This window comes from Kitasatospora putterlickiae, assembly GCF_039527695.1.
Lineage (GTDB): Bacteria > Actinomycetota > Actinomycetes > Streptomycetales > Streptomycetaceae > Kitasatospora > Kitasatospora putterlickiae.
The window spans coordinates 1-12,185 of sequence record NZ_BAAAKJ010000438.1; the positions used below are offsets into that span (position 1 = coordinate 1).

Genomic DNA, 12,185 nt, shown 5'->3' on the forward strand with positions numbered 1-12,185 from the left:
ACGTCGCCGCCGTCGCGGCCGCCGTCTCGCCCAGCGTCGTCCAGATCACCGTGCGGACCGCGAGCGGCACCGCCACCGGCACCGGCGTGGTGCTCGGCGAGGGCGGCCAGATCCTCACCAACTACCACGTGGTCTCCGGCGCGGCCGACGGCGGCCTGATCACCGTCACCTTCCACGACGGCTCCACCGCACGGGCCGGCCTCACCGGCACCGACAAGGGCCTGGACACCGCCGTGATCACCGCGACCGGCGCCAAGGACCTCACCCCCGCCGTCCTCGGCGACTCCTCCGCCGTCGCGGTCGGCGACCCCGTCGTGGCCATCGGCAACCCCGAGGGCCTCACCGGCACCGTCACCTCCGGCATCATCAGCGCCGAGAACCGCGAGGTCACCGTCCAGCTCGACGAGGACACCACCAGCGGCAACGGCGGCTTCGGCTTCCCCCAGTTGCCCGGACTGCCCGGCACCGCCCCGCGGAGCGGCGGCGAGAGCGCCACCTACCAGGCCTTCCAGACCGACGCCGCGCTCAACCCCGGCAACTCCGGCGGTCCGCTGATCAACGCCGAAGGAGAGGTCATCGGCATCAACTCGGCCATGTACTCGCCGAGCGGGTCCAGCGCCACCGCCGGCGGCGCCGGAGCCGGCAGCGTCGGCCTCGGCTTCGCCATCCCGATCGACGACATCAAGCAGGTGCTGCCGAAGCTGCAGTCCGGCCAGAACGTCTGACCACGTCCGACAATTGACCGAGCAGGCCCTCCCGCCATCAGAAAGGGCAACCACCGATGACCCCGTCCGCCGACGACCGCACCCCCGCCGAGCCCGGGCAGCAGACCACCGCCCGGCTCCTCGTGGTCGACGACGAACCCGCGCTCAGGGACGCCCTGGAGAGCAGCCTCGCCTTCGAGGGCTACGAGGTCGCCACCGCCACCGACGGCTACGAGGCGCTCGAATCCGTCGAACGCGAACGGCCGGACCTCGTCCTGCTCGACATCATGATGCCCCGGATGGACGGCCTCACCGCCGTCCGCCGGATGCGCTCGCGCGGCGACACCGTGCCGGTGCTGATGCTCACCGCCCGGGACGCCGTCGGCGACCGGGTCACCGGCCTCGACGTCGGCGCCGACGACTACCTCGCCAAGCCCTTCGAACTCGACGAGCTGCTCGCCCGGGTGCGCGCCCTGCTGCGGCGCAACGCGCTCGCCACCGAGGCCGCCGCCCGGGCGGCCGCCGTCGAGGAGGAGACCGACGTCCTCGCCTTCGCCGACCTGCGGATGAACACCGCCACCCGCGAGGTCACCCGGGCCGGCCGGACGGTCGAGCTGACCCGCACCGAGTTCATGCTGCTGGAGATGTTCCTCGCCCACCCCCGCCAGGTGCTCACCCGGGAACAGATCCTCAAGGCGGTCTGGGGCTTCGACTTCGAGCCCTCGTCCAACTCGCTGGACGTGTACGTGATGTACCTGCGCCGCAAGACCGAGCAGGGCGGGCTGCCCCGGATCATCCAGACCGTCCGCGGAGTCGGCTACGCGCTCCGCCCCGCCACCGGCACCACCGCGTGAGCCCCACCGTCCCGCCACCCCCGCTCACCCCGCCGCGCGTCCCGCGCCGTGGCCGCCTCACCACCTGGTACCGCGCCCGCTCCCTGCGCACCCGGCTCACCTTCCTGACGGCGGCGGCGGTCGCGGTGGCGGTCGCGCTGTCCGCGCTGGCCTGCTGGTTCATCGTGGAACGGAAGCAGTACGACCTGGTCAAGCAGGACCTCGCCGGAGCGCCCCCGCTCCAGCCGGCTCCGCCGACCAAGCCGATCTGCGCCGACACGCCCCAGAAGGCGCTGGCCGTCGTGGCGGCCACCCAGGCCGTCGCCGCCGACCCGCCCCGCTTCGACTCCCAGATGGTCACCTCCGACTGGTCCAACGTGTGTCTGCGGACCAACGCGAGCCGGGCCATCGAGATCCAGCCGAGCGACCGGGCCGTCCTCACCCTCAGAGCCGGCGAGTCCCGGACCCGTGAGGGCAACTACACCGACGGCACGCCCGCCATGGTCAAGCTCGCCTGGTACTACGAACGTGAATCCGGCCAGCGGGTCGTGGTGATGAACGCCCTCTCCACCAAGCCCGTGGAGGAGTCCCTGCGCCAGCTCGCCTTCCTCCTCGGCGGCGTCGCCCTCGGCGGCATCGCGCTCGCCGCCGTCGCCGGACGGCTGGTCGCCCGGTCCGCGCTCAAGCCCGTCGACCAGCTGACCGACGCCGTCGAGCACATCGCCCGCACCGAGGAGGTCGGCACCACCATCCCGGTCCAGGGCGAGGACGAGATCGCCCGGCTCTCCACCTCGTTCAACTCCATGAGCACCGCGCTCGCCAACTCCCGCGAGCGGCAGACCCGGCTGATCGCCGACGCCGGGCACGAGCTGCGCACCCCGCTCACCTCCCTGCGCACCAACGTCGACCTGCTGATCCGCAGCGACGACACCGGCCGCCCGCTGCCGCCCGCCACCCGCAGCAAGCTGCTCGGCAACATGAAGGCCCAGATGCAGGAGCTCACCGTGCTGATCGGCGACCTGCTCCAGCTCTCCCGGCCGGACTCCCCCAAGCCGGTCCGCACGCTCGCCGTGGTCGCCCTGCACGAGATCGCCGACCGGGCCGTGGAGCGCGCCAAGCTGCGCGGCCCGGGGCTGGTCTTCGAGACCGCCACCGCGCCCTGGTACGTGCACGCCGACGCCGCCGCCCTGGAGCGCGCGGTGATCAACCTGCTGGACAACGCGGTGAAGTACAGCCCGCCCGGCGGCACCATCGAGGTCCGACTCGGCGGCGGTGTGCTGACCGTCCGCGACCACGGCCCCGGCATCCCCCCGGAGGAGCTCCCGTACGTCTTCGACCGCTTCTGGCGCTCCCCCTCCTCACGCCAGCTCCCGGGCTCCGGCCTGGGCTTGTCGATCGTCGCGCAGAGCGTCCGCGAGGCCGGCGGCGAAGTGGCGCTCGGCCCGGCCAGGGACGGCGGCCCCGGCGCCCTCGCCACCGTCCGCCTGCCCGGCGGCCCCACACCGGCCTAGACGACACGAAGGGCCGACACGAAGGGCGGGGCGCTCCGACAGCGCCCCGCCCTTCATCGGCTCACGGCCGGCGACCCCCGGTTCAGCCGGTGGTCGTGCCCGCCGCGATGACCTTGATCCGGTCCTGCGCCGGAGCCTTCAGCGGCGCGGCGGCCGAGCTGTTGGCGCCGAGGTAGGCGGCGAAGACGTCCAGGTCGGACGCGCCGACGAGCTTGTCGGTGCCGGCCGCGAAGGCCGGGAAGCCGTCGCCGCCGCCGGCCAGGAACTCGTTGGCCGCGACCCGGTACGTGGCGGCCGGGTCGATCGGCGCGCCGTTGAGGCGGATCGAGTCGACGACCACCCGGTCCGCGCCCTTGTTGCGCATGTCCAGGGTGTAGTTGAGGCCCTTGGACGGCTGGAGGATCTTCGGCGAGGCCTCGTTGGAGCCGCTGACCTGCTGCTGCAGCAGCTGGACCAGCTGGGTGCCGGTCAGCGTCTTGACCTGCATCATGTTGGTGAACGGCTGGACGGTGAACGCCTCGCCGTAGGTCACCACGCCGTCGCCCTCGGCGCCGCTCGCCCTGTAGACGAGGTCGGAGCGGATGCCGCCGGGGTTCATGAAGGCGACCTGCGCGCCGCCCTTGTCGGCAGGCGCGAGGCCGGCCTGCTGGGCGTCGGCGATGACGTCGCCGAGCGGCTTCTCCGGGTCGCTGTTGCCGCGGCCGTTGATGTCCGAGGCGATGTAGCCGAGCGGGCGGTTGGCGATCGGGGCGGCAAGCTTGGAGTAGCGGCTGATCAGCTCCGTCATGTCCGGGGCCTTCTCGACCGTCCGGCGCACGATGTGGTTCTCGGCCTTGACCGACGGGCGCACGATGGCGCCGCTGGTCTTGTCGAGCTTCAGGTTGATCTCGGTGTACAGCCGGCCGAAGGAGGCGGCGCTGGTCACCGAGCGCGGCACGCCCTGCGGGTCCGGGATGGTGCAGGCGTACGCGTTGTGGGTGTGGCCGGTGACGATGGCGCCGACGGCCGGGTCGATCTGCTTGGCGATGTCGACGATCGGGCCGGAGACGCCCTGACCGGCCGCGCCGCAGTCGTAGTTGTAGGTGCTGCTGGCCGGCAGGCCGCCCTCGTGGATCAGCGCGACGATCGAGTTGACGCCCTTGGCCTTCAGCTCGGCGGCGTACTTGTTGATCGTGGCGACCTCGCCCGCGAACTTGAGGCCCTTGACGCCCTCGGCGGTCACGATGTTCGGCGTGCCCTCCAGGGTGACGCCGATGAAACCGACCTTGACGCCCTGGGACTTGGTCACCCAGTACGGGGCCAGCACCGGCTTGCCGGTCTTCTCGCTGGTGACGTTCGCCGACAGGTAGTTGAAGTTGGCGCCCGCGAACCTGCGCCCCTCCTCGTAGCAGCCGTCGGTCGGGTGGCAGCCGCCGTTCTGGAGGCGGAGCAGCTCGGCGGAGCCCTCGTCGAACTCATGGTTGCCGACCGAGCTGACGTCCAGGCCCAGCTTGTCCAGCGCCTCGACGGTGGGCTCGTCGTGAAAGAGCGCCGAGGTCAGCGGGGAGGCGCCGACCAGGTCGCCGGCGGCGACGGTGATCGAGTCGTCCGCGGGAACGCGGGCCTGGCGCAGCGCGGTGGCGAGGTACTCGATGCCGCCGGCCGGGGTGCTCACCGGCTGGCCGGTGGCCGGGTCGATCTCCCGGATGGTGCCGGACGAGCCGGCCGGGGGCTCCAGGTTGCCGTGCAGGTCGTTGATGGCCAGCAACTGGAGGTTGACGGTCTTGGGCTTCTTGGCGGTCGCGGCCTGGGCCGCGGACGGCACGGCCACCGTGCCGACGAGGCCGGCCGCGGCGACGACGGCCAGCGCCGACCGTCGGAATGTGACGGAGAGCATGTAGGAGGTCCCCTGCACCTGTGAGAGCGCCCAGCTGTGGACAGGCCCGGGCGCGCGAGACGAGTGTCGTTGCGCGAGTGCAGCCTAGGGTCAACGCGCGTAGCTGTCAGGCCCCGGGACGTAACGACAGGGTTACCTGCGGACGAATCGTCATCGGACTTTCCCCACCGGCCCCGCCCGCCCCCGCGGCCCGCGGGACCCGGCCCCGCCCGCCCCCGCGGCCCGCGGGACCCGGCCCCGGCCGGCCCGGCGGACGTCCTCAGACGCCCGGCTCGGCCGCCAACTGCCGCTCAGCACGCACCCGTTCGGCCACCGCGTCCTCCGTCATCGCACGGTCGGTGTAGACCAGCGGACGCTCCGCCTCGGTGATGATGTGCTTCACCACCTGGACGTTGCCGTTGACGTCCCAGACCGCGATGCCCGGCGAGAGCGTGGGGATGATCTCCACCGCCCAGCGCGGCAGGCCCAGCACCCGTCCGGTGGCTCTCGCCTCCTCGGCCTTCTGCATGTAGATGGTCCGGGTGGAGGCCATCTTGAGGATCGCCGAGGCCTCCTTGGCCGCCGCCCCGTCCACCACGTCCGACAGGTGGTGCACCACCGCGACGAAGGACAGGCCCAGCCGGCGCCCGAACTTCAGCAGCCGCTGGAACAGCTGCGCCACGAACGGGCTGTTGATGATGTGCCAGGCCTCCTCGACCAGGAAGATCCGCTTCTTGCGGTCCGGCCTGATCCAGGTGTGCTCCAGCCAGACCCCGACGATCGCCATCAGGATCGGCATCGCGATCGAGTTGCGGTCGATGTGCGACAGGTCGAAGACGATCAGCGGCGCGTCCAGGTCGATGCCCTCGGTGGTCGACCCGTCGAACATGCCCCGCAGGTCACCGTCGACCAGCCGGTCCAGCACCAGCGCGACGTCCAGGCCCCAGGACTGCACCTCGTCCACCGCCACGCCCAGCGACTCCACCGACGACAGGTCGGGGTTGCGCAGGGTGTCGATGATGTCGTCCAGCACCGGCTGGCGGTCCTGGACCGTCGCCACCACGTGCGCGTGCGCGGCCTTCAGCGCGAAGCCCGCCCGCTCCTCCAGGCCGCGCCCCATCGCCACCTCGACGATGGTGCGCAGCAGCGACAGCTGTCCGGTCTGGGTGATCGCCGGATCCAGCGGATTGAGCTTCACCCCGCCGTCCCGGGCCGCCATCGGGTCCAGCCGGATCGACTTTATGCCCAGCGCGTTCGCGATCAGGTTCCACTCGCCGACCCCGTCCTCGCCCTGCGCGTCCAGCACCACCACCTGCCGGTCCCGGAACCGCAGCTGGCGCAGCACGTACGTCTTCTCCAGCGCCGACTTGCCGTTGCCGGACTCCCCCAGCACCAGCCAGTGCGGGGCCGGCAGCTGCTGGCCGTACAGCTGGAACGGGTCGTAGACGTACCCCTTCCCGCTGTACACCTCCCGGCCGATGATCACCCCGGAGTCGCCCAGCCCCGGCGCGGCGGTCGGCAGGTACACCGCCTGCGCCTGCCCGGTGGACGTGCGCACCGGCAGCCGGGTGGTCTCCACCTTCCCGAACATCAGGCTGGTGAACGCGTCGGTGAGGTTGCCGATCGCCATACGGGGCCTCCAGATCAGTCGCTCGGCCGGGACCCGCTCAGCGGCGGATACCGGTGGCGAACGGCAGGGTGTTGACGAACGCGCGGTGGTGCTCGCGGTCGCACCACTCCAGCTTCAGGTAGCTCTTGCCCGCCGAGGCCCGGATCGTCCGCTTGTCCCGGGCCAGCGCGTCGGGATTGCGCGAGGAGACCGTGATGTAGCCGACCAGGTTGACGCCGGCCGCGCCGGACGCCAGGTCGTCACCGCGCTGGTCCACCCGGCCGCTGTGGGCCAGGTCGCGCGGGTCGACGGTGCGGTTCATCTTGGCGGCGCGGCTGGCCTCCGCCTCGTCGTTGGTCTTCTCGGTGAGCATCCGCTCGATGGCGACGTCGGTGGGCTCCAGGTCCATCGTCACCGCCACCGTCCGGATCACGTCCGGGGTGTGCACCAGCAGCGGCGCCAGGAAGTTCACGCCGACCGGGGTCAGCGGCCACTCCTTGATCCACGCGGTGGCGTGGCACCACGGCTCCCGGGTCGCCGACTCGCGGGTCTTCGCCTCCAGGTACTGCGGATGGGTGGCGTCCAGCTCGGCCGGCCAGGCGTTGCGCTTCGACATCGCCTGGATGTGGTCGATCGGGTGGTCCGGGTCGTACATCGAGTGCAGCAGCGAGGAGAGCCGGGCCTGGCCCAGCGGCTGCCGCACCCGGATGTCCGCCTCCGCCAGCCGCGCGCAGATGTCGGTCAGCTCACGGGCCATCACCGCGGCCAGCCCCTCGTCGTCCCGGGCCCGCCGGTCGGTCGCGGTGCGGCCCATCGCGTGCGCCTCGGCCGCGAGGTCCCGGGTGTAGTGCATGCACGCCACCAGGTACGCCCGGTGCTGCTCCGACGAGGTCGACACCATCGACTGCAGCTGGTCGTACGAGTCCTGCAGCCAGCGCGGCGCGGCCGGGTCGCCGCGCCGCTCCACGTCCTTGGCGTGCGCGTCCGGGTCGGCCGGCAGGGTGCGGGCCAGGATCTGCAGCCGGGTCACGAAGCCGTCCCCGTTCGCGACGTGCTTCAGCAGCGTCCCGAACCGGTCGACCAGCGCCTCCTGGTCCTCCGAGTCGCGCAGCCCGACACCCGGGCCCTCGATCTCGATCGCCGCCGTCACCGTGCGCCGCTCCAGGTGCATCAGCACCCCGACCTCGTCCGGCCCGAACGGCGCCGACAGCCAGCGCAGCCGCCCCACCCCGGGCGGCGGCCCGATCTCCACCTCGCGGCCGTCCAGCCGCGTCCCGGCGTCCATCGCGTCCGACTTCCACACCGCCCGGCCACTGCGGACCGTCCGGCGGTAGGTGCGGTTGATCTCCACCCACTTGTAGAACGTCCGGCGCCGGTACGGCACGTACACCGCCGCGATCGCCAGCACGGGCAGGCCCACCAGGCCGGCGATGCGCAACGGCAGGATCGGCATCATCAGGCCCCAGACCATGCCGAGGAAGGCCCCGAAGATGATCAGCACGATCTCCCCGGACTCCCGGTTCCGGCCGATCGGCGCGTTCGGGCGGGCCTTGCCGATCAGGTAGGTACGGCGCTGGTGCACGTACGGCTGGGCGTACTGGGCACCGTACTGACCGAGCGGTTCGCTGCTCACTTACCCGTCACCCTCCCTTCGCTGGATTGCTGTCGCGGATCGGACCCGCGGCCTGGGCCGGCGGCCCGGCCTGCGACGGCGCCGACGTACGCCCCGCGTGAGCGGCGATGCCCGGGGCCACCGAGCCGCCCCCCGCACCCGAGCCGCCCCCGCCGCCGCCCGGCTGCGGGCCGCGGTCGCCGTGCGTGCTGATGCCCTGCCGCATGAAGTTCGCGGTCCCGTTGATCATCGCCGATCCGGCCGAGACCGCGCTCGCCCGGGCACTGCGCATGCTCATGATCTCGTCCCCGAAGCCCGGCACGAACCGGTACACGGCGGCGCTCGCGAAGATCGACAGGAACAGGATCGCCAGCCCCGACAGCACCCGGGCGAAGTCGTCGCTCGCCCCCGCCCCGGCCGACACCGCACCGGCCAGCCCGAGGATGATCACGATGATCGGCTTCGCCAGGTCCACCGCCACCATCACCCCCGCCCAGCGGCGCACGTGCTTCCACAACTGCTTGTCCACCAGCCCCGCGTACACCGCCGTCCCCAGCAGCGCGCCCACGTACAGCATCGCCGCCCGGATCAGCAGCTCGATCCAGAGCACCGCCGCCGCCAGCACGGCCACCAGCGAGGTGATGATCAGGATCAGCGGCCCACCGCCGATGTCACCCTTCTCCAGGGTGTCCGCGAACCCGCCCAGGTACGTCCCGGTGTCCGACTTCGTCCCCACCGCGACCGCCTTGGTCAACCCGTCGGTCGCGCTCACCACCGTGTACAGGATCAACGGCGTGAACGCCGACGCGACCACCGTCAGCCACAGGAACCCGATCGCCTCCGAGATCGCCGTCGCCAACGGCGCCCCGCGCACGGCCCGCTTGGTCACCGCGAGCAGCCACAGCACCAACGTGATGATCGTCGACGCGGCGAACACCACCGCGTACTGCTGCAGGAACGACGCATTGGTGAAGTCCACCTCCGTCGTCCCGTCGATCGCCCCCGACAACTTCCGCACCACCCACGCCGCCGCCTGCGCACACCCCTTCGCCAACGACCCCAACGGATCCGTCACCGTCCCCACCGTCCCACTCCCGGGCAACGACGCCCCACCGCCGCCACCGGGGGCGCAGTAGACGTCGTTGCCGGGCAGGGGGATCCCCGGGCAGTTCGAGGCGGGGGTGCTGGGCGTCGGGGTCGGGGTCACCGTGGGCGAGGGTTCAGCGAAAGCCTGCCGCGCCGTCAGACCGACTGTCAGCAGGCCCAGGGCCACTCCTCCGGAGAGCCTTGCCAGAGCACGCGGAATCATCACCCGGCCACCATCAGCGCGCATAACGGAAGCCTCCGAAACCCTCGACGGCACCTGTGATCTCCTCAGCGGTCGCGGCCTGCTGGTCCGGCGGTACCGGTGCCGGACCCGACACCCGGCTGTAGTCGGCGAGCTTCCAGTCCTCGCCCACCCATCGCAGGCTGAGGGTGAGCGTGAACCACTCCTCCGAGACGGGACGGACCGAGCGTTCGCCGGCGATCCCGTAGAGGCCCGTGCACCAGACCTCCACCTTCGCGCTTTCGGCCGTGTAGGCGCTGCTCTTCGTCCCCACTGGGACGGTCCGGCTCACAAAGGTCATCCCCTTCGGCGCGCGTCCCTGCGCGTCCACCCCGAACCTGGCCGTCGTCTCCGGCGAGAACCCCTGGTCCAGGCGGGACTGGAGGGTCGGGGCGGCGGCGGGGTCGGCGATGGTGGTGACGATGGTGTGGCGGGTGTCGGTGCGGAACATGTCGGTGGAGCCGATGGCGACCGCGTAGTTGGCGGCGGCGGACTGGGCGCCCTGGTCGGTGTGCGGGAAGCCGGAGGCGATGCCGTTGACGGTGGTGGTGACGGGCTGGTCGCCGCTGGGGGCGGGGCCCGCGCCGGAGCCGGCGGGGGCGGCGGTCCGGTCGGCGGAGCGGCCGGCGTTGCCGCCGGCGGGGTCGGGCTTGCCCCGGTTGGCGATCGAGATCGCCACTACGAGCAGCGCGACGACCAGCACGACCGTCAGCAGGGTTCGCAGCGGCCGCGCCTGACGGGCGCCCGGCTGGGTGAAGGGCTGTTCGCCGACCGGCAGCCGCGTACGGGTGTGCGGCTGGTCGTCGGACAACGGCACGGCGGCCCTCCTGGTGCGGGGAGCCGGCTGGCGGCTCCGGGGGCCCCTCCGGCCGTGGACGGGCGCGGAGGGAAGGGGTGGTGGATGGGTTCCCGGCGGGACTCCGAGCATTCACGAGGTGCCCGGACAGACGGTCGGACGGTCAGACGATCGGACAGGTCGGCGGGCACGGGCGGCACGCCGTCCGCCACCGCATCACGGTGGTCCGAGGAGCCCGAACCACCGGATTCGCCCCAACTGTCCGATCTGCCTGATCGTCAGATCGCCATGCCGTACACAATGGTGAACAGAGTGCCAAGTGATCCAATGATGAACACGCCGGTCAGCCCGGCGATGATCAGCCCCTTGCCCTGTTCGGCGCCGAAGCTGTCGCGCATCGCGGTGGCGCCGATCCGCTGCTTGGCCGCGCCCCAGATGGCGATGCCGAGGCAGCCCAGGATGGCCACGGCCATGACGACCTCGATCATCACCCGGGCCTCCGACCCGAGGCTCGCGAACGGGCCCCAGTCCGGGGCGATCCCGCCGATGATGGTGTCGATGTTCGGCTTCTTTGGTGGGTCCTCGGCCAGGTGGCCGATCGCGATGCTGTGCACGCTGCTCTGGTTCATTTCCATCTCACCGCCCGATCAGGCAAATTCAAGGGCCCAGACCCCACCCGCGCGAAGGGTCGGTACCTATTCTTGGCCAGATCTGATGTCGACTTGGCTACTTCTCGCGGATTGGTCGTGAGGCATCGGACACGTACGCGAGGATGTCCACCGTACGAAGGATAGCGCTCACTCTTTGTATCTCTGATGATTGCGGTGAGCAACGCCTTCCGGGACACTTCGACTGACGATTCGTCGGGATGGTGCTGATGGTACTCCGGAAAGGCGGTACGGCCGCCGCTGCCGCGGGAGTTGTGCTCGCCGGCTTCGTCGGTCTGGTGGTGGTCGGGACGTATGCGGCGAGCGGGACGCCACAGCAGCAGGGGAATGCCGCGGGACTCTCCCCGGGGACCGTTCCGGCCGCGTACCAAGGGCCGATCGAACAGTGGGGCCGGCTCTGCCCCGACCTCTCCCCCCCGTTGCTCGCGGCCCAGTTGTACCAGGAAAGCGGTTTCAACCCGAAGGCCCGTTCCGGCGTCGGGGCGGAGGGGCTGGCGCAGTTCATGCCGGGCACCTGGGCGTCGTACGGCACCGACGGCAACAACGACGGCCGGCGGGACCCCTGGGACCCGCTGGACGCCATCGCCTCGGCGGCCACCTTCGACTGCGCGCTGGCCAGGGACGTGGCCAAGGTCCCGGGCGACCGCCAGTCCAACATGCTGGCCGCCTACAACGCCGGGCCGGGCGCCGTGGCGAAGTACCAGGGCGTGCCGCCGTACCGGGAGACCCAGGGGTACGTGCGGAACATCCTGGCGACGGCCCGCAGCTTCGCCGCCCCGGCCGACCCGGCCGCCCCGATCGAGGTCTCGGCGCAGTCGGCGGGCGCGATCTACTTCGCCCAGACCAAGCTCGGCACCCCGTACCTGTGGGGCGGCGACGGCAAGGCGTGGCAGAACGGACGGTTCGACTGCTCCGGACTCACCAAGGCCGCGTTCGAGAGCGTGGGCATCCTCCTGCCCCGGGTCGCCAACGACCAGTGGTACGCCGGGCCGCACCCGTCCCGCGACCAGTTGCGCCCGGGGGACCTGGTGTTCTGGGCGACCGACCTGACCGATCCGCGGAGCATCCACCACGTCGGCATCTACGTGGGCGGCGGATACATGATCGACGCCCCGCACACCGGCGCGGTGATCCGCTACGACAAGATCGACACCAAGGAGTACATCGGCGCCACCCGGGTCACCTCGGACGGCGCCCAGGCCCTGCCGGACCGCGGCGAGTACGACGGCCAGGTGATCGCCCCGAGCCGCCCCGGCGACCCGGCCGCGAC

The 12,185-nt window shown here is 71.7% G+C and carries 11 protein-coding genes; 5 read left to right on the top strand and 6 right to left on the bottom strand.

All coding sequences use genetic code 11. The features are described from left to right. From ABD308_RS35920 to ABD308_RS35930, 3 genes are all read left to right on the top strand, one after another. On the top strand, positions 1 to 725 hold a 725-nt coding region (locus ABD308_RS35920), incomplete at its 5' end, for a S1C family serine protease (protein WP_344344329.1). 56 nt (positions 726 to 781) lie between these two features. Then, complete coding sequence (locus ABD308_RS35925; RefSeq protein WP_344344331.1) at positions 782 to 1,558, top strand: response regulator transcription factor; 777 nt, start codon at positions 782 to 784, stop codon at positions 1,556 to 1,558. Continuing rightward, a complete protein-coding gene (locus ABD308_RS35930; RefSeq protein ID WP_344344333.1) occupies positions 1,555 to 3,048 on the top strand; it encodes a sensor histidine kinase in 1,494 nt (497 codons plus the stop codon). Before ABD308_RS35925 ends, ABD308_RS35930 begins: the two co-directional genes overlap by 4 nt. Before the next feature lie 82 nt (positions 3,049 to 3,130). Here the strand turns inward: ABD308_RS35930 and ABD308_RS35935 are convergent, their stop codons facing one another. From ABD308_RS35935 to ABD308_RS35950, 4 genes are all read right to left on the bottom strand, one after another. Next, positions 3,131 to 4,924, bottom strand: coding sequence for a bifunctional metallophosphatase/5'-nucleotidase (locus ABD308_RS35935; RefSeq protein WP_344344335.1), 1,794 nt, complete (start codon positions 4,922 to 4,924; stop codon positions 3,131 to 3,133). A 259-nt stretch (positions 4,925 to 5,183) separates the two neighbouring features. Beyond that, positions 5,184 to 6,533, bottom strand: a complete 1,350-nt coding sequence (locus tag ABD308_RS35940; protein WP_344344337.1) for an ATP-binding protein — start codon at positions 6,531 to 6,533, stop codon at positions 5,184 to 5,186. Positions 6,534 to 6,570: 37 nt separating this feature from the next. Further along, a complete protein-coding gene (locus tag ABD308_RS35945; RefSeq protein ID WP_344344339.1) occupies positions 6,571 to 8,145 on the bottom strand; it encodes an SCO6880 family protein in 1,575 nt (524 codons plus the stop codon). A gap of 7 nt (positions 8,146 to 8,152) precedes the next feature. Then, positions 8,153 to 9,103, bottom strand: a complete 951-nt coding sequence (locus tag ABD308_RS35950) for a hypothetical protein (RefSeq protein WP_425554937.1) — start codon at positions 9,101 to 9,103, stop codon at positions 8,153 to 8,155. Between ABD308_RS35950 and ABD308_RS39830 the strand changes: the two genes are divergently transcribed. Beyond that, on the top strand, positions 9,093 to 9,260 hold the full coding sequence (locus ABD308_RS39830) for a hypothetical protein (protein WP_425554938.1): 168 nt from the start codon (positions 9,093 to 9,095) through the stop codon (positions 9,258 to 9,260). The two genes, ABD308_RS35950 and ABD308_RS39830, sit on opposite strands and share 11 nt — an antisense overlap. A gap of 186 nt (positions 9,261 to 9,446) precedes the next feature. Here the strand turns inward: ABD308_RS39830 and ABD308_RS35955 are convergent, their stop codons facing one another. Both ABD308_RS35955 and ABD308_RS35960 read right to left on the bottom strand, forming a co-directional pair. Continuing rightward, positions 9,447 to 10,268 carry a DUF8175 domain-containg protein gene (locus tag ABD308_RS35955; protein ID WP_344344343.1) on the bottom strand — a complete coding sequence of 274 codons (822 nt, stop codon included), beginning with the start codon at positions 10,266 to 10,268 and terminating at the stop codon, positions 9,447 to 9,449. Positions 10,269 to 10,525: 257 nt separating this feature from the next. Beyond that, positions 10,526 to 10,837, bottom strand: a complete 312-nt coding sequence (locus ABD308_RS35960; protein ID WP_425554939.1) for a hypothetical protein — start codon at positions 10,835 to 10,837, stop codon at positions 10,526 to 10,528. A gap of 287 nt (positions 10,838 to 11,124) precedes the next feature. Between ABD308_RS35960 and ABD308_RS35965 the strand changes: the two genes are divergently transcribed. Then, positions 11,125 to 12,185, top strand: a 1,061-nt coding sequence (locus ABD308_RS35965; protein ID WP_344344347.1) for a C40 family peptidase, incomplete at its 3' end; no start/stop codon positions are given.